General features: G+C 70.2%; 17 protein-coding genes. 9 read left to right on the top strand and 8 right to left on the bottom strand.

The features are described 5' to 3' along the window. Positions 1–7: 7 nt before the first annotated feature. On the top strand, positions 8–1,459 hold the full coding sequence (locus H5411_RS06155; RefSeq protein WP_183123212.1) for a glutamate decarboxylase: 1,452 nt from the start codon (positions 8–10) through the stop codon (positions 1,457–1,459). Positions 1,460–1,613: 154 nt separating this feature from the next. Here the strand turns inward: H5411_RS06155 and H5411_RS06150 are convergent, their stop codons facing one another. Both H5411_RS06150 and H5411_RS06145 read right to left on the bottom strand, forming a co-directional pair. Continuing rightward, positions 1,614–2,351 (bottom strand): hypothetical protein, encoded by a 738-nt coding sequence (locus tag H5411_RS06150; RefSeq protein ID WP_183123211.1) that lies wholly within the window; start codon positions 2,349–2,351, stop codon positions 1,614–1,616. Then, positions 2,348–2,659, bottom strand: a complete 312-nt coding sequence (locus tag H5411_RS06145; RefSeq protein WP_183123210.1) for a PadR family transcriptional regulator — start codon at positions 2,657–2,659, stop codon at positions 2,348–2,350. Before H5411_RS06145 ends, H5411_RS06150 begins: the two co-directional genes overlap by 4 nt. Before the next feature lie 49 nt (positions 2,660–2,708). Here H5411_RS06145 and H5411_RS06140 point away from each other — a divergent pair, with 49 nt between their 5' ends. Further along, a complete protein-coding gene (locus H5411_RS06140) occupies positions 2,709–3,941 on the top strand; it encodes an alpha/beta hydrolase (protein ID WP_246368803.1) in 1,233 nt (410 codons plus the stop codon). 377 nt (positions 3,942–4,318) lie between these two features. Beyond that, complete coding sequence (locus tag H5411_RS06135) at positions 4,319–5,236, top strand: DMT family transporter (protein WP_183123209.1); 918 nt, start codon at positions 4,319–4,321, stop codon at positions 5,234–5,236. Positions 5,237–5,635: 399 nt separating this feature from the next. On the opposite strand, the gene H5411_RS06130 is transcribed toward H5411_RS06135, so the two are convergent. Then, a complete protein-coding gene (locus H5411_RS06130; protein ID WP_183123208.1) occupies positions 5,636–6,250 on the bottom strand; it encodes a TetR/AcrR family transcriptional regulator in 615 nt (204 codons plus the stop codon). Between the two features lie 47 nt (positions 6,251–6,297). Here H5411_RS06130 and H5411_RS06125 point away from each other — a divergent pair, with 47 nt between their 5' ends. Both H5411_RS06125 and H5411_RS06120 read left to right on the top strand, forming a co-directional pair. Beyond that, entirely contained in the window at positions 6,298–7,047 is a 750-nt protein-coding gene (locus H5411_RS06125) for an SDR family NAD(P)-dependent oxidoreductase (protein WP_183123207.1), read from the top strand. Beyond that, positions 7,035–7,763: an SDR family NAD(P)-dependent oxidoreductase gene (locus tag H5411_RS06120; RefSeq protein WP_183123206.1), complete on the top strand. Its 729-nt coding sequence runs from the start codon at positions 7,035–7,037 to the stop codon at positions 7,761–7,763. The genes H5411_RS06125 and H5411_RS06120 overlap by 13 nt, the downstream gene beginning before the upstream one ends. Before the next feature lie 105 nt (positions 7,764–7,868). Here the strand turns inward: H5411_RS06120 and H5411_RS06115 are convergent, their stop codons facing one another. Beyond that, the gene (locus H5411_RS06115) at positions 7,869–8,690 is read right to left on the bottom strand and encodes an SDR family NAD(P)-dependent oxidoreductase (RefSeq protein ID WP_183123205.1); all 822 of its coding nucleotides are present in this window, start codon (positions 8,688–8,690) and stop codon (positions 7,869–7,871) included. A 92-nt stretch (positions 8,691–8,782) separates the two neighbouring features. On the opposite strand from H5411_RS06115, the gene H5411_RS06110 reads away from it, so the two are divergent. The 3 genes from H5411_RS06110 (at position 8,783) to H5411_RS06100 (ending at position 11,947) form a co-directional block, all read left to right on the top strand. Continuing rightward, positions 8,783–9,403: a TetR/AcrR family transcriptional regulator gene (locus tag H5411_RS06110; RefSeq protein ID WP_183123204.1), complete on the top strand. Its 621-nt coding sequence runs from the start codon at positions 8,783–8,785 to the stop codon at positions 9,401–9,403. A gap of 553 nt (positions 9,404–9,956) precedes the next feature. Next, entirely contained in the window at positions 9,957–10,637 is a 681-nt protein-coding gene (locus H5411_RS06105) for a response regulator transcription factor (protein WP_183123203.1), read from the top strand. Then, the gene (locus H5411_RS06100; protein ID WP_312877762.1) at positions 10,634–11,947 is read left to right on the top strand and encodes a sensor histidine kinase; all 1,314 of its coding nucleotides are present in this window, start codon (positions 10,634–10,636) and stop codon (positions 11,945–11,947) included. Before H5411_RS06105 ends, H5411_RS06100 begins: the two co-directional genes overlap by 4 nt. Here the strand turns inward: H5411_RS06100 and H5411_RS06095 are convergent. Both H5411_RS06095 and H5411_RS06090 read right to left on the bottom strand, forming a co-directional pair. Further along, the gene (locus H5411_RS06095; protein WP_183123202.1) at positions 11,936–13,159 is read right to left on the bottom strand and encodes a DUF1501 domain-containing protein; all 1,224 of its coding nucleotides are present in this window, start codon (positions 13,157–13,159) and stop codon (positions 11,936–11,938) included. The two genes, H5411_RS06100 and H5411_RS06095, sit on opposite strands and share 12 nt — an antisense overlap. A 6-nt stretch (positions 13,160–13,165) precedes the next feature. Continuing rightward, complete coding sequence (locus tag H5411_RS06090; RefSeq protein WP_183123201.1) at positions 13,166–14,464, bottom strand: DUF1800 domain-containing protein; 1,299 nt, start codon at positions 14,462–14,464, stop codon at positions 13,166–13,168. Between the two features lie 295 nt (positions 14,465–14,759). Here H5411_RS06090 and H5411_RS06085 point away from each other — a divergent pair, with 295 nt between their 5' ends. Continuing rightward, positions 14,760–15,581 (top strand): hypothetical protein, encoded by an 822-nt coding sequence (locus tag H5411_RS06085; protein ID WP_183123200.1) that lies wholly within the window; start codon positions 14,760–14,762, stop codon positions 15,579–15,581. A 73-nt stretch (positions 15,582–15,654) separates the two neighbouring features. On the opposite strand, the gene H5411_RS06080 is transcribed toward H5411_RS06085, so the two are convergent. Further along, positions 15,655–16,719: a hypothetical protein gene (locus H5411_RS06080; protein WP_183123199.1), complete on the bottom strand. Its 1,065-nt coding sequence runs from the start codon at positions 16,717–16,719 to the stop codon at positions 15,655–15,657. A gap of 127 nt (positions 16,720–16,846) precedes the next feature. Beyond that, positions 16,847–17,500, bottom strand: coding sequence for a GntR family transcriptional regulator (locus H5411_RS06075; protein WP_183123198.1), 654 nt, complete (start codon positions 17,498–17,500; stop codon positions 16,847–16,849). Positions 17,501–17,559: the final 59 nt, after the last annotated feature.

Raw genomic sequence — 17,559 nt, 5'->3', positions numbered from 1 at the left:
ACCGACCATGCCCCTGACCCATCCCGCGCATCCGCACGACCACAGCACCGGAGACGTCGCGGTCAACCCCGTCTTCACCCGCGAACCCGTCGCGATCCCCCGCGACCGCATCCCCGACGGCGAACTCGACAACGACACCGCCTACCAGGTCGTGCACGACGAACTGATGCTCGACGGCAACGCCCGGCTCAACCTCGCCACCTTCGTCACCACGTGGATGGAGCCGACTGCCCGCGACCTGATGACCGAGTGCTCCGACAAGAACATGATCGACAAGGACGAGTACCCGCGCACCGCGGACCTCGAACAGCGCTGCGTCCGCATGCTCGCCGGCCTCTGGCACGCACCCGACCCCGACACGGCCGTCGGCTGTTCCACCACCGGGTCCAGCGAAGCGTGCATGCTCGCGGGCCTGGCCCTCAAGCGCCGCTGGCAGCACCGCCGCCGCGCCGCCGGCCTTCCCACCGACCGGCCCAATCTGGTCATGGGCATCAATGTCCAGGTCTGCTGGGAAAAGTTCGCCAACTACTGGGACGTCGAAGCCCGCCTCGTCCCCATGGACAGAGACCGCTTCCACCTCACCGCCGAACAAGCCGCCGCGCACTGCGACGAGAACACCATCGGCGTCGTCGCCATCCTGGGCTCCACTTTCGACGGCAGCTATGAACCCGTCGCCGACATCTGCGCCGCTCTCGACCGTCTCCACGACCAGCACGGCTGGGACATTCCCGTCCACGTCGACGGCGCCTCGGGCGCGATGATCGCCCCGTTCTGCGACCCGCACCTGGAATGGGACTTCCGGCTGCCCCGCGTCGCGTCGATCAACACCTCAGGCCACAAATACGGACTCGTCTACCCCGGCGTCGGCTGGGTCGCCTGGCGCGACACCGAGGCACTGCCGGACGACCTCGTCTTCCGCGTCAACTACCTCGGCGGCGAAATGCCCACCTTCGCGCTGAATTTCTCCCGCCCCGGAGCCCAAGTCGTCGCCCAGTACTACAACTTCCTCCGCCTCGGCCGCGACGGTTACCGCCGCATCCAGCAATACTGCCGCGACGTCGCCACCGACCTCGCCCGCCGCATCGCCGGACTCGGGCCGTTCCGTCTCCTCACCGACGGCAGCCAGCTGCCGGTGTTTGCCTTCACGCTCAAGGAAAGCGAAGCCGGGTACTCCGTCTTCGACGTCTCGGCCGCACTGCGCGAACAAGGCTGGCTCGTTCCCGCCTACACCTTCCCCGCACACCGCGAGGACCTCGCCGTCCTGCGCATCGTCGTCCGCAACGGCTTCAGCCACGACCTCGCCGACCTTCTCGTCGAAGCCCTCCGGCTCGCCCTGCCCCGCCTGCGAGGACAAGACAAACCCCAACGAGGCAAGGAAGCAGCGACCTTCTCCCACGGTGCCGACACCCGGCACACCCACGACGCACCAGCCCAGGAACGAACGACCGCCGCCGGTTAGCGCGATCCACACGCGCCGCCGCCGTACGCCTCGTCGGACTTCCCGGCTGACGACCTTTTCTCAGCAGCGTTTTCGCCTGGGTTTCATGGGTGAAGCATGGTTGAGATCAGACCGTCTGTGTGGTGTTGGCGGCACGCCGGACAGCGCCTCCGGGTCACTGCGCGACGCGCCGCAGGTCGAAGCCGATAACGAACACGGCCGCAGCGAGAGCGGCGAGCCCGCACGAGAGCACGAGCGTGCCGGCCAGCAGGGTCTGCACGGCGGCGAACGCCAGTCCTGCCCCGAGAAACAGCAACGCGGCGTGCAGCCGGCGGGTGCTGGGCAGGACGGCGATCCGTCCGACGCGCGCCATCAGCAGGCACAGGTGAATCCCGATGAAGCCGAGGGTGGCCCAGTAACAGCCGATCAGCAGGACGTCGGCCATGCCGGTCGGGTGGACGATCAATCCGCTGTGCGCGAGCAGGAACAGGCCGCCGAACGCGAGGACGGGCGCGATGAGGGTGCGGGCCGCCGTGGCTGCCAGACGCCCGAGCGCTGCCCACCGCAGCGGCGGCAACGGAGCGGCGAGCGCGATCGCGGCCAAGATCGGCGCGAGCCACGCGCTGGTGACGGGCCGATCGACGCTCACGGTGAGCGAAGCAGGGCCAGCCGCACGCACCAGCAGTGCGGCCGCGGTGGTGACCGCGACGAACGCGGTGGCCAGGACCCGGCTGGTCTGCCCGCTCGCCGTTTCCGGCCAGTCGCTGGGGTGCAGCCACAGTTTCGCGGCGCCGGTCGCAGTGTCGAACCACGAGCGAGGCCCGGCCAGCCGCGCCTCGTGCACGATCTCACCGCCCCATCGCTCACGGATTCCGGGCGGATAGAGCCGGAGCAGCAGCGCGGGCACGTTCATGACGGTGCGACCCCCAGAGCGCGAAGGCCCGCCTGGGCGACCCGGGCCATCTGTTCGAGTTCCGCCCGCAAGGTCTCCCGCCCGGCCGCGGTGATGCGGACGATCCGTTGCCGGTCGCGCGCGTCGGCACGGTCCGGGACAGGTTCGATCAGGCCCCGCGCCTCCAGGCGGGCGAGCGCGCCGTAAAGGCTGCCCGGACCGAGCCGGGACCCGGTCAGCTTCTCGATCTCAGTGTTGACGGCATACCCGTGCAGCGGCCCGCTCGCGAGCGCGGTGAGCACCAGCATCTGCGCGTCGTAGCTGTGCATGCGTCCAATAGTACGCGACTCGATGCTACGTGTCGCGTACTATGCGGCCATGGGCGAAGACGGGCCAGGCAAGAGAAAGCGCCGGTGGCTCCGGTGGGTCGCACGGATCGCGCTCACCCTCGTCGTCGTGCTCGGCGGTTATGTCGGCTACGTCGCGATCCGGGCCGGGCAGCCGGTCGCGCTGCCCGCTCCCGCCGGTCGTTACCAGGTCGGCCGGACTGTCCTCGAATGGACCGACCGCACCCGCACCGATCCGCTCGCCGCGCAACCGGGCAGACCGCGGGAGCTGTCGGTCTGGCTGTGGTACCCGGGTGTCCCCGGGCCCGGCGCGCAGCCTGCGCCCTACACCCCGGGCGCCTGGGCGGGACTGCACATCAGCGGCCCGGCCGGGCTTGGCGAGACCAGTTTCGCCGACGTCCGCGGGCACTCGTTCGCCGATGTCCCGCTCGCTGCCGGCAGGTTCCCCGTGGCGGTGCTGCAACCCGGCATGGGCCTCGCCGCACCGCAATACACCGCGCTCGCGGAAAACCTGGCCAGTCACGGCTACCTGGTCGCCGGCGTGACCCCCACCTACAGCGCGAACCTCACCGTCCTCAATGGACAGACGGTGACCGCGACCGCGGCCGGCGCAGTGGCGGCCGACACCGCGAATGAGCACGCCGGCCAAGCACAGGCCGACGGAGACCGCCTGGTCGCCGTCTGGGCGGCCGACGCCCGATTCGCCGCCGAGCAGGTCGCGACGCTGAACTCCAGCGGCCGTTTCGCCGGGCACGTCAACGCCGGCACAATCGTCTATGCCGGTCATTCCTTCGGCGGCGCCGCCGCGTTGGAGGCGTGCCGCACCGACCCGCACTGCGCCGGCGCGGCCGATCTCGACGGCACCCAGTTCGGCACGGTCGTGCACACCGGCCTCGCGAAACCGATGATGCTCATCGGGAGCGAGAACTCCTGTGTCACCGGCACCTGCCAACCGGCCGACCCCGGCGACCAGGCCAGTCGCGACACCGCTCGGACGCTGCTGGCCGCCAGCACCGGAGGCGCCTGGTGCTACGAGATCACCGGAACCGAGCACTTCAATTTCAGCGACTACGGCAGCTACTACCTCGCCGCCCCGATCCGGTCCCAAATCCCGCTCGGCTCCATCGACGGCACCGAAGCGCTCACCATCGCCGACGCCTACCTCGCCGCGTTCGCCGACCACGCGACCCAGGGCCGACCCGAACCGCTGCTGACCGGCTCCAGCCCGTATCCCCAGGTCCGCGTCCAGCACGCCGCGCACTGAACTGACGGTCCGTTTCTGTTCCGAATAACGCCCGCAGATCAGCAGGACGCACGGCTGTCCGACTCCCTCCCCCAGCAGCCCGGCACCTGCGCGGGCCGCCCCTCGCCGCCCGCTTTCCCGGCGAATCCTGAATGCCCACGGCTACTTCGCGCGCAGGGCGTTACCCGGCTTCGTGCCGAACTGGTCGAGATCGACCACGCGGGGCACATGCTTTTCCTCGATACGGAGATGGACCGACTCGGCGGGCTTGACTGCGACTGGAGCGACCGTGTGACTGCCTGGCCGCGCTGCATACCGGGCGCGGCTCCGGAAGCTCCAAGGACGATTGATCTGACGCGTGGTCGAATAGAAGCCGCCGCACGGGGTATCTGCAGCAGATGAGGGTGCATGTCCCGGCCGGACTGTCGGCTTTTCTCCCGGGCACCGCAGTCGCCGGTGCGGCTGCCATCATGTTCGCGGTGGGCTCGGTGCTGCAACACGAGGCCGCTGTCGGCAGCGCCGGAACGCGCGGGGTGGAACTGCGCCGGCTGGTGGCCAGTCCGAAGTGGATGGTCGGTCAGGGGGCCACGGTGCTGGGCACCGTGCTGCAGGTGGTCGCGCTGGCGTTGGCGCCGGTGGCGATCGTGCAGCCGCTGCTGGCGGGGAGTCTGGTGGTGGCGCTGGCGATTCGCTCGGTACGGGACAGCTGTCTGCCGTCCCGCTTGGAGTTGCTCGGCGCGTTGTGCACGTGTGGCGGCCTGGCGGTCTTCCTCGTCGCCGCACGCCCGGCCGCGGCCACCGCGGGCGGGCACGGCGCATCGCCGTGGGTGGTCGTCGCCGCGGTAGTGATCGCCGTCGGACTGGTGGGTGCGTGCAGCCGAATCGGCCGCGGATCATGGGGCGCGTTGGTCTGCGGGGCGGCGGCCGGGATCGCCGCGGGCATAGCCGCGGTGCTGATCTCGCTGGCGCTGAAAACCTTCAGCGACAGCGGACTGGTCCACACCCTGACCGGCGGGGCATTGTGGGCTGCGCTGCTCGTCGCGGTCACCGCGCAGCTCGGAAGCCAGCAGGCGTACGCCCGCGGCGCGTTGTCGTGGTCGCTGCCCGCGCTCGTGCTGATGGACCCGCTTGCCGCGGTACCCGCTGCGCATTTCCTCACCGGCGAACGACTCGAGCCCGGTCACGCACTCGTATGGGCCCCGGCCGCAGTGGTCGCGGTCATCGGGGTGACGCTCCTCTCGCGCACCGGCCAGGGCTGCCGTCGGCCGCTGCACTTCGGATTCCGGCAGCTTCGTACGGCCCAGAACCGGTCATGACAACATTCACCAGCAGAAAACTCCGTCCCCAGCCGGGCCGAGGACAGCGCCACAAACGCTCAAGCGCGGCGCTCGGTCACACTTCGATCCCGCCTGCCGTCGTTGCTTATGACACCGCGGCGTGCTCTCCGGGTTGGGCTGCGCCTCGCGACCGCGACGATGCGGCAACAAGGGACATCGTTATTGTCTGCGGTTCCGCAGCCTCGCTGCCGTCAAGGTCATATCTCAGCTTGTGGACCTCTCCGCATTACTCGGACCGCGGACCCGTCAACCGACGAGCACGCGGCCGCGGAACGCAAAGCTCCCCGCGCGTCGTGCTCGACGACCTTCGACCCGCTCGCGCGATCGCTGGCGCAGCCATTCCAGCACTATCGAATTCGGATGTCACCAAGATCAGTCTCAAGTTTGTGGCGTTTCCGCCACGAAGGCGGCGGGTTCCCCAGGGAGTTCGAGGTCGGAATTCGCGGTTCCGGCGAGGATGACGGCGAGCACGCGGTCTCGTTGCACAGCACCGGCGTGGAGGTCGAGACAATTCTGCGTCATCCTCGCCGCCGCCGCGGCGAGAAATGGCACATCGGCCCACGACAGGTCCTTGCGCACCACGCCGGCCCGCTGCGCCCGTTCGGTCACCCGGCGGATGAGATCGCGCAATCGTTCCCGCGCTTTGTCGGCCTCGGGGCTTCCGCCCTCCGCGGCCAATGCGTCCGACAGGCCCTTGTTTTCCGCCTGGGACAGGGTGAACGCTCGTAGCAGGCTGGCGAAACCCTGGCCTGGATCGGGATCGTCGAGCGCCTCTATTGCCTGGCCTTCGAGTTCGCCGAGGACCTCCAGCAGGATCTTCTCGAGCAAAGCCTGTCGCGACGGGAAGCGCCGGTAAAACGTGCCCGGTCCGACACCGGCCCGCTTGACGATCTCGTTGGCGGACACCTCCAATCCGGCTTCCGCGACGGCTTCTCGCGCCGCAGCGACCAGCGCGGCCTCGCTTCGCCGGGCGTCGGCCCGCAGTCCCGTCATGGCCCCGAGGCTAGACGGAGAAGTGTTCTCCGTCTAGCCTCGGAAGCATGGGAAGACGAATTTGGCTGCTCACGGGCGCGTCCGGCGGCCTCGGCACGGCGCTGACGCGAGCGGCCTCGACGGCCGGGGACGAGGTGGTCGCGATCAGCCGGGAAGACCTCAGCGACCCTGCGCGGGTTCGACGGGTCGTCGCCGAGGCCGTCACCGCCTTCGGCCGGATCGACGTCGTGGTGAACAACGCCGGCTACGCAGCGGCCGGCGCCTTCGAGGAGCTGTCCGACTCGGCGATACGGGAACAGTTCGAGGTCAACTTCTTCGCGGCCGCGGAGGTCGTGCGTGCGACGCTGCCGTACCTGCGGGCCGCTCGCTCGGGCCACATCGTCCAGATCAGCTCACTGGCCGGTCAGATCGGTGCCCCGGGCATGAGCGCGTACACGGCGAGCAAACACGCGCTCGAAGGGTTGTCGGTATCGCTCGCCGAGGAACTGGCTCCGTTCGGTATCCGTGTCGGCATTGTCGAACCGGGCGCCCTCAACACAGGTTTTCGCCAGAGCTGGGCCGGACGCGAACGTCCAGGAGCGATTGCCGATTACGACGATCTCGCCGCCCGGCTGGACCTTCTCGGCCACGACACCCATCGGCCGACGGAGCCGGAGGACGTGGCGGACGCGATCGTCGCGCTGGTCGGTCTGCCGGAACCACCACTGCGGCTCGCTGTCGGAAGCGATGCCGCCGCCGGAATCCGCGCCGCCCGCACCCGCCAGCTGACCGACCTGGAGACCCGATGGATCGCCTGACCGGAAAGACCGCGTTGATCACCGGCGGCAGCGAGGGAATCGGCCTCGCCGTCGCCACGGCGTTCGCGCGGGAAGGAGCAAACCTCGTGCTTCTCGCCCGCGACAAACGGAAGCTCGAGGCACTCCCCTTGGCCGACACGCGCACTATCGCGGTCGACCTCAACGACGAGGACGCACTCGTCGCCGCGGTCGAATCCCTGGACGTCGACGTGCTCGTGAACAACGTCGGTCTCGCGCACATGCCACCGCTGGCCGAACTCACCAAGCCCCAGTTCGACGCCATGGTGCACCTCAACCTGCGCGTGCCGGTCCTGCTGACCCAGCTGCTGCGCGAGCGGCTGACCGCGATCGTGAACATTTCCAGCTACTGGGCGGACAAAATGGTCGCCGGACGCCCCTCCTCGGTCTATTCGGCCACCCGCGGCGCGCTCAACTCGCTCACCAAGGCGCTGGCCAACGAGCTCGGTCCGGATGTCCGGGTCAACGCCATCGCACCCGGCTCGATCCGTACTCCGACGTTCGAACGCGCCCACCTCGCGCACATGTCCTCGAACCAGCGCACGGACTACGAACGCTATGTCCACGACGCGTATCCGGCCCAGCGGATCGGAGAACCCGAGGACGTAGCCGAAGCCGCCGTGTACCTCGCCTCAGACGACGCCCGCTGGGTGACCGGCACAGTGCTGCGGGTCGATGGCGGATTGACGGTCCGATAGCACCCACGCAGCGACATCAGGTGGATGTCGGCGAGAAAACGAAACCGACGGTGAGATCCTCAAGCACAGGCCATCTTGGGGATCTCACCGCGCGCTACACGCTCATCAAGCGCTTGCCGCCGTCGTGGCGGACACCGACGCGGACGCGGTCAGCCTGCCCATCAGCAGCACCGAACGCTTGCGGCTGGCCAGCCGACCCAACGCGAGCATCAATCGGTTCGTCCGGCCGACAACGATGCTGGGCGGCGGATTGCGCCGATCCAGCGCACGCAGCGCGGTCTCGACGACCTCCCGCGGTGTTTGCAACCGCCGAGCACTGGCCGACTCGGGGCCGGCGGTGTCGAAGAATTCGGTCTCGGTGGCTCCCGGGGACAGAGCCAGCACGCGCAGGCCGGTTCCACGGTGTTCGCACCAGAGCGCCTCGGTGAAGCTGAGCACGAACGCCTTGGCCGCGCCGTAGACGGCCATCCGCGGCACGGGGGTGTACGCGGCCATGCTCGCGACGTTGATCAGGACGCCGCGGTCGGCCGCGCGCAGGTCCTCGATGAAGGTCCTGGTCAGCTCGACGACCGCCTGGACATCGAGGGCGATCTCAGTGCGCAGCTGCTCGGGGTTCTCCTGCTCGAACGGTGCGTGCGTGCCGAAGCCGGCGTTGTTCACCAGTCCAGTTGGCCGCAGACCGCGCTCGCGCAGCTCAGCAGCGACGCGTGCGACGGCACCCGGCACCGTGAGGTCGCAGGCAAGCACGGTGACGGCCACGCCGTGCGCGGCCCTCAATTCCGCGGCCGACGCTTCGAGCCGGTCCGCGCGGCGGGCGACAAGAACGAGGTCCGAGCCCCGGCGCGCGAGCTGGCGAGCAAATTCGGCGCCGATTCCGGAGCTGGCGCCCGTGACGAGAGTCAGCGCGCCCTGATGGTCGAGTGGCATGAAACTTCCTCTTGGCATCGAGTGCCAAGTTAGCACTAAATGTCCAATAGGCGTTGCGAGCCTAAGGGGCATTGCGTGCTAGGCTGGAGGACATGATCGCGCGCCAGGAGCGGCGGGGAGCGCCCGCCGAGGAGCCGATGTGGGAGCGGACCCGTCGGCGAGTCCGCGAGGAGGTCGTCGACGTCGCGCTGGGGCTGTTCCTGGAGCAGGGATTCGAGGACACCACCGTCGACCAGGTGGTCACTGCGGCCGGGATCTCCAAACGGTCCTTCTTCCGCTACTTCGGCACGAAGGAGGACATCGTCTTCGGCGATCTCGCCGAGCAGGGCCCGGTGATCCTGGAAGCGCTGCGCGCACGCCCGGACGAGGAGCCGGTCTGGGAAGCCCTGGGACACGCGTTCCTCGCGCTGAGCGCCCACGCCCAGCCGCAGCGAGGTCTCACGATCGCCCGGCTGGTCGCTGCCAGCCCCGGCTTGCGCGCCGCGCACCTGGAAAAGCACCTGCGGTGGCAGGAACAACTCGCCCCCGAGGTCGAACGCCGCCTCGGCGACAGCGACGACCCGCCCGGACTGCGCGGCCAAGCGATCGTCGCCACCGCGCTGGCCTGTCTCGACGCCGCCACCGCCATCTGGCTGCAGCGCGGCGGCCAGGGCGGGCTCGACGAACTCAACCGGCTCACCGACCGGGCACTCGCCGCTGTCCGCTCCGCATGACGTCCTGCGGCACCGCGTTCTGAAGCCGCGGCGAGCTGTGGCGCTGGTCGGCTTCGGTCCGAGGTCGCCGCCCGCCTGGCAGAAAACGGACGTCGCATTCGCGGCACGAAACCCCTCGGGCTCGGCTGAACCGGGTCAACGCGATGCCGCACGGCGGTGCCAGCCCGGCCGTCTCGTCCCGACGACGCACGGACCAATTCGCGATGATCCCTCGCTTAATCCCGATGCGCGCGCACCGCGGGACCGCCACGCCAGCAGGCATCCCAACCATCGGCAGATCCGCGAAACGCGGTAGCGACAACGGTTCTTCGAGCAGAACGCACCCCGCACGACGTCGACAGTGGATCCCGTGGCGGCGGCACCACCATCGGCTGCGGCGCTCTTCGACGAACTGGCGGCACTGGTCTGGGCCGCCAACCTCGCCGCACTCGAGCTGCATGTTCCTCTATGGACAGTCGGGCGCCCGCGGACAGCGTCGGACGCCGGACCGGATCGCCACCTCGATCGTCGAGTTCGGCACCGCCGGTCCGGTGCGGGTGCCTAGACTTCGGCCATGGTCCAGGGCGAACCGCGCATCCTCGTCGTCGAGGACGCCGAAGCGATCCGGCTCTCGGTGGAAGTCGCGTTGCGAGCGGCGGGGTTCGCGGTGCGGGCGCTGCCCGACGGCGAACAGCTCGAAGCGGAACTCGCCCGCTTCCGGCCCGATCTGGTCGTGCTCGACGTGCTGCTGCCCGGCCGCGACGGGTTCGCGCTGCTGCGGGTCGTGCGGCGGAACTGTGCGGCAGGGGTCGTCATGCTCACCGCGCGGGACGGCGTCGAGGACCGGCTGCGCGGGCTCGGCGAAGGCGCGGACGACTATCTGGTGAAGCCGTTCGTGCTGGCCGAACTGGTCGCGCGGGTCACCGCGGTGCTGCGCCGGACCGGTCGTGCGCGGCCGGCGGTCGAGATCGGCGATCTGGTGGTGGACCTGGACGCCGGGCTCGCGCTTTACCGCGGCGAGCCGGTCGAGCTGACGGTCACCGAGTGGAAGCTGCTGGCGTATCTCGCCGCGCACCGCGACCGGGTGGTCGGGAAGGCGCAGATCCTGAGCGCGGTGTGGGGCTATGACGAGTACAGCGCGAATCTCGTCGAGGTCAATGTCAGTACGCTGCGGCGCAAACTCGAAGCGCACGGTCCGCGGCTGCTGCACACCGTGCGCGGCCAAGGCTACGTCCTGCGCGGTGACCGTCCGTGAGCCGGCTGAAAACCGGCTCGCTGTACCGCCGGGTCACCGTCACCTCGCTGCTCGTGCTGATCGCGGTGCTCGCGCTGGTCGGGTTCGTCGTGTTCGCGGTTTTCCGCACCCAGGCCGAACAGGACGTGAACCGGGTGCTGGCCGGACGGGTCCAGCTCGCGCAGCAGCTCGCCCGGCAGAACGTCAGCCCGGCCAGCCTGCTGCACCGGGTCGAGACGACCGGCGTGCACGGGCGGCTGGCGTTGCCGGACGGCACGGTCGTCGGGGAACCGGCCCCGCCGGCCGGATCGCGGCTGAAGCAGGTCAAGGCGACGCTGACCGGCCCGGCGCGGATCGACGGCGCGAAGCTGACCCTCATCGCGGACGATTCGATCGTCGCCGGGGCGGAAGAACGGCTCGGCAGGCTGCTGCTCATCACCGGGCTCGCCGCGATCGTCGCGACCGCGCTGTTGCTGCTGGTCGGCGTCCGGCTGGCGTTGACGCCGCTGGACGCGATGACCCGGCTTGCCCGTTCGATCGTGTCCGGCGGCCGCGGCGGCCGATTGACGCCCACCCGGACCAATACCGAACTCGGCCGCGCGGCGGAAGCGTTCGACTCGGCGCTCGATGCGCTGGAGGGCGCCGAGCAGACCGCGAGGGCGTCCGAGGAGCGGACCCGCCAGTTCGTCGCCGACGCCGCGCACGAGTTGCGGACGCCGATCGCCGGCGTTCAGGCGGCGGCGGAAGCCCTGGTGCAGGCCTCCGGCGACCCGGAGCATGCCGCGCGGCTTCAGCTGCTGCTGGCCCGCGAGGCGCGACGGGCCGGGAAACTGGTCAGCGATCTGCTGGACCTCGCCCGGCTCGACGCCGGCGCCGAGATCGCCCGGGAACCGGTCTCGCTGCTCGCGCTGGCCCGCGCGCAAGCCGACCGGATCGCGGTGCTGGCACCGGAAATCCGGGTAGAAGTGTCCGGATTGGACACTGTCGTCCGCGGCGACGCGGACCGGCTCACGCAAATTCTGGCCAACGTGGCCGACAACGCGGTGCGCGCGATGCACGGACAGGGCAGCCTCGCCCTGGACGTCACCGCGGACGGGTGCACGGTGACCGACTCCGGACCCGGTGTCCCCCAACCGGATCGGGAGCGGATCTTCGACCGGCTGGTCCGGCTCGACGACGCCCGCGACCGCGACACCGGCGGGTCCGGCCTCGGACTGCCCATCGCGCGCGGCTTCGCTCGAGCACACGGCGGCGACCTCCGGTGCGTCGAAAGTCCCGGCGGCGGAGCACGGTTCGTCCTGTCCGGACTGGAGCCGGTCCTAGGCGAGTAGCCCCTCGAGGCGACCGGCGTGGCCAGGCAGCACCCGGCCCGGATCGGTGCCGAGCACCTGCGCCAGCATGGTCGCGTAGACGTCGCGGAAATCGGTGGTTTCCTTCAGGTCCCCGTCGGCGAGGTCGGTCAGGCTCGGCTCGTCACCGTGGAATCCGCCGCGCACGCCATTGCCGAGGACGAAAACCGGACCGGCGGTGCCGTGGTCGGTCCCCTCGCTGGCGTTCGCGGCGACCCGCCGGCCGAACTCCGAATACACCAGCACGACTGCCTGCTTGCCGCGGTCGGTGCGGCCGAGCCGCTGCACGAACGGTGTCAACGCGCCGTCCAGCTCGGTGAGCAGCCGCTGCTGGGTACCGCGTTCGTCGGCGTGCGTGTCGAAACCGCCCAGTGACACCGAATACGCCCGGGTCGGCACGCCGGCTTCGATCAGCCCGGCGACCACGTCGAGCTGCGCGGCCAGAGCACCGTCTTTGCGGCCGCCGTTGGCCTTGTGCGCGTCCTTGGCCGGGTGCGCGGCCGCGCCCAGCACCTGCTCGGCGCGGTAGAGGTCGGCGATCGAACGTGCCGCCTTCGCCTGCCAGTAGCCCTCGCCGTTCTGTGCGCCGCCCAGTGCTTGAAAAGCCTTGCCCAGCGTGCCTTTCGGCACGGTCAGACCGCCGACCGGCATCGACGCCGCGGCGGTCTGCGCGCCCGCCAGCATCGGGGGAAGCACCGGCTCGACCGACAGCGCGCGCAGCGGATCGTCGCCGGACGCGTCCAGCCACCGGCCGAGCCAGCCCGTCGGCACCGGCGTGTCCGGCGACGCGGTCTGCCAGATCGCCATCGACCGGAAGTGGCTGTGGTCCGGCTTCGGGTAGCCGACCCCGCGCACGATCGCCAGCTCCTTGTTGTCCCACAAGCCTTTCATGCCTTTCAGGCCCGGGTTCAGGCCCAGTCCGTCGCCGAGGTCGAGGACTTCGTCGGGCTGGTACGCCAGCTCCGGCCGGGCGTTCTGGTAGGCGCGGTCGCCGGCGGGCACGACGGTGTTGAGTCCGTCGTTGCCGCCGTACAACGTCACGACGACGAGAACGCCGTCCTTCGGGTCGAGCGGCGTCTGCTGGGCCGCGGACATCAGGTGGGTCCAGTCGACCTGGGTGGCGCCGGCCGCGAGCGCGCCGGCGGCCGTCACGCCGCTCGCGAACAGGAACCGCCGACGGGTCAGTTTGTTCATGGTCTCCTACCCACTCACCACGTACTCGGGCGCGCACGCCGCGATCGCCGCCAGCTGCCGAGGATCGTTCGCGACGCCGCTGAGGCACGCGCGCGTCCGCTCAGACCACCCGTCGACGCCCAGCAGGTCGCCTATCGCCGCCGGTTTGTCCTGCGCCTTCGCCACCGTGCCGAGGTCGGCGTGCTGCGCGACGAGCTGGGCGAGGTGCAGCCGGGCGAGTCCGGCCGACGTCGTAAGCCAAGCGCCGCCGGCGGCCCAGCCGCCGACACTCGGGGGCTCGAACGGCACCTGGCCCATCCCCCGCAGCCCGGTCAGCAACTGGGTGCCGGCCTTGGCGTCGAGTGCGGACGGACGCACCCGGAGCGCGCGCAGCAGACCGCCGAGCCATTCCACCGGCTGCTTGACCAGGGACGTCGCCGAGTCGTGGAACGCGTCTTCCTTGACCAGCGCGGTCAGCAAGGACCGGATGTCGCGGCCCGGCCCGTACGCCGCGACCAGCCGCGCCAGTGCGTCCGCGCTAGGCGGCGTCGCCGAGACGAGCCGGAACCAGAGCCGGCCGACCACGTACGGCGCCGAGGAGGGCCGGGACAGCACGAGGTCGACGAACGAACCGGCGTCGAAATTCGCGGTCTGGCCGAGGATGGTCTTCGGCGTCGCGTCATGGCGGCGCGCAGTCAGCCGGGCGGCCGGGTTCTCACGTGTCGCGGTCCAGCCGGTGAGGGCACGCGCGGCTTCGCGGACGTCGGTTTCGGTGTAATTGCCGACGCCGAGGGTGAACAGTTCCATGAACTCGCGCGCGAGGTTTTCGTTCGGCTTGCCGGCTTTGTTGCTGTTGCCGTCCAGCCACAGCAGCATCGCCGGGTCGACGATCATCGCGTGGGCAAGCTGGGTGAAGCTGCCCATGCCCAGCGTCCGCATGGTCTGGTTCTGCGCGAGCATCAGCCGCGGGCTGCGCACCTTCTGCTCGCTGGTCGCGAAATGCCCGTGCCAGAACCAGGTCAGCCGTTCGACCGCGGGGAGGTCCGCGGCCGCGATCCGGTCCAGCCACCACAGCACGGCACGCGAGGCTTGCGCCTGAAGTTGTTGCGCGGCTTGCTGTTTAGCCGTCTTGTCCGCTTTCGCCGACTGCGGCGGCGGAGCACCGACGTCCGGAAGCGGCGTCGCCTGGGCGCCCGCGTCCGGCCCGGTGGCCAGCAGCCGCGTCACGGTCGCGGCGAATCCGGCGTCGAGGTCGCCCGGCCGGGGCCCGAATCCCAGCCGGTCGTGCAGCCGACGCACCGCCGCGCGCTCGGAAATGACCGCCATGCCCCGATCATCGGGAGCCGCCCGGCGGATCGCCAGCAGCGCGGGGGTTCCTTCAGCGGACCCACAGCTTCTGCCCCAGCTCGAGCTTGCCGCGGTTCGGGCCAGCGCCTTGCGCAGCAGTACCGGATTCGGGCCGACACGGTGCAAAGCGAGCAATTCCGGCCGAGCGGCGACTGCGACGCGATCCCACGGCTTGCCGGTGAACAGGTGCTCGATCAGCCAGAGCGTGAGCTCGTCGCGGCATCTGCCGTGAAACGGGTCTATCCGCAGCCCGCATCCTGCACAATCGCAGGCTATGGCCCAAACCAAGGAACCGGCGTACCTCAAGCGGGCTCGCCGCCTGCTGACCGACCAGCAGTTCGCCGAGTTCTCGGCCAAGCGCCGGACGCCGCAGGGCGGCATGTTCACCAGCCATCAGGTCCGGCCCCGGTTCTGGGCCTCGATCGGCAAGTTCCTGGCCATCGCCGGGCTCGCCGGGTTCTGCGCGGCGTTCCTCGCGACCGGCACCGTCACCGGCAGCTTCATCACCGTGTTCGGCGGCGGCGGCATTCCCGGCACGGTCACCGTCAACGAGTGTCACCCCAGCGGACGGAGCACCACATGCACCGGATCGTTCCGTTCGGACCGGACAACCGATCCGGTTCTCCTCCACGACGTCGTGGTGGAAGGCCCCGGGGTCAGCGACGGCGCCGTGCTGTCGGCGCAGGCCAGCGGTTCGGACGCCAACCACGTGTACGCCGGCTGGACGCTGATCCCGCTGATCCCGCTGGCGATGTTCGTCGGCATAACGCTGGGGCTGCTCCGGCTGCTGCTGTTCTGGCCAGTGCGGGCCGCCATACATGTGTTCCGCCCGGACATCTGGCCCTACTGGGTCAGCTACACCGACAACGGAACCAGCAAGGCGCCCACGCCGATCCGAATCTTCGACCGGACGGGCGGGATCCTCATGGCGGTCGTCGGGCAGGCGTTCCTGGCCGCGCTGGCCGACGGCATCGGCGGGGTCTACGGGCTCGCTGGACTCGGGCTGATCGAGGTCGCCGGGCTGGCGCTGTTCCTGGTCCAGCGCCGCAAAACGCGCAGCGCGATCCGCCGGACGCTCGGCACCCACCGGACGTGAAGCAGCTCCGGGCTCTCCGGCAGCGGAAGGAAGCGGCCCCGCGGTATCGGAGCTACGTGGCCGACGCGAGCGGCTAACGGCGGAAGCCGGTGAGCCGGTCGCGGCCCTTGTTCCGGACGCCGAGCCAGACTGGGCCGCCGAACCGTTCGAACGCGGCTTTCAAGGGCGGGAGGAGAACTGGCTGGTCGCCGAGGTCCAGGTTCAGCGACCGGCCGTCCTTAAGGGACAGTCGCAGCATGACGTCGTCCCGTCTGCGCATGCCGACCTGGACGGAGTCGACGTGGCTGGTCTCGACCCACGCCCGGTCGAGCTGAGCCCATTCGCACCGGGTCGTGTCGTTGACTCCTTCGTGGACGACGCCGTCGCGATCAAGGGTCAGCCAGGTCTGCGCGACGACGGTCGGCAGGGCGAACATCCCGCAGAGCGCGACCAGCAGCAGCGGGGACAGCACGAGCCCGATGATCACCAGAGCCGTCGTGTCGCGGCCGTCGAGCAGGAGCAGCCACGGCAGCGCGCCGATGCCCAGGGCCAGGGCCAGCCCGGCGATGATCTGGAGCCGGTTCGGCTTCGTCATCAGCTGCATGACGGCGAAAGCCGACGGCCCGGGCCCGGGCACGTCCTGCGGCGGCGTTCCCGGGCGGACGATCCGCACCGGCCAGTCCGGGACCGGTTCGTTGCCCCACCCGGGCGGGGCGGCGGCACCGATCGCCGCCAGGATCTCGGGACGGCGCGGCAGCCGCTCCACCCGGGGAGGCCGGTCCGGGTAATGCGCGCAGAGCAGAACGCAATCGGTCGTGTTGTAGGCGGTGCCGGCGTACAGCCCAAGCGCGCTGACCTCGCTCCAGTCGACGACGAAGTCCGGGATGTCCGGCGTCGTGCGCACGACCGCGACCCGGTCCGCGCCGATCTGCAGCGTTTCCTTCCAGAAGAGGCTGCGCCAGCCGTGGAACCGCACCAGCACGGTCAGCACGAACGGCACGCCCACCAGGATCAGCAGGATCCCGCCGACCGTGCCCCACAGCCCGCCCAGCAGGAGCACGCCGCCGCCGATCAGCGCCCCGCCGACCGACAGGAACAGCATGGCCACGCCGAGCTGGTTCCCCAGCGCGCGGCGGTGCAGAAGGATGCTTGCCGTCATGCGTCCGACGGTAGCTTTTCCGACCGATCGGCACCCTATCGACCGCGCGAAGATCACCACGGCACAAGCTCGTATCGGGACAACCGTCCATATCGGACGGTGAGCGTCTGCCGGTCCCGCGTGCCGGTCAGTCGCGCTCGAGCGCCGAGACCACCTCCGACACCGGGCGCAGGTGCTGGTTCAGGATCCTCAACGCCTCCTCGGCGTCGTGCGCATCGATCGCCTCGACCAGCGCGCGGTGTTCGGCGTCGATCACCGGCAGCCGCTCCGGCCGGGCCTCCAACGCCCGGACCGCGACCCGCTGCTGACGGGACCGCAGGGTGTCGTACAGCTCGGTCAGCACCGTGTTGCCCGCCGCGTTGACGATCGCCCGGTGGAACGAGCGGTCCAGACCGGACACCGCGAACCAGTCGCGCGCCTTCCCGTACCGCTTCATCTCCTCGATCAGGCCGGCCATCTCGGCGGGCGCGCCCGCCCGGGCCGCGCAGACCTCGGCGATCGCGTGCCCCTCGATCAGCCTGCGGCTCTGGTAGACCTCCTCCAGCTCGCGCGCGGTGACGGTGCGGACCTGCGCGCCCTTGCGCGGCAGCAGGCTGATGAAGCGCTCCGCTTCCAGCCGGTGGAACGCCTCGCGGACCGGGGTCCGGGACACCCCGACGACGCCCGAAACCCAGTGCTCGTCCAGGAACCGCCCGCCTTCGAGCTCGCCCGCGATGATCCCGTCGCGCAGCCAGGCGTACACGCGCTCGCGGGCCGGGCCGGACGGTGCGCTGATGGTCATGCCTCTCCCCTCGGTCGAGGGCCAGCTTAGCCGCTGGACCGACGGATATCCATCGTGTA

This window comes from Amycolatopsis echigonensis (assembly GCF_014174495.1).
Taxonomy (GTDB): domain Bacteria; phylum Actinomycetota; class Actinomycetes; order Mycobacteriales; family Pseudonocardiaceae; genus Amycolatopsis; species Amycolatopsis echigonensis.
Note: the sequence above shows the minus strand (reverse complement) of the source record. Positions and strands in the feature narration are given on the sequence as shown.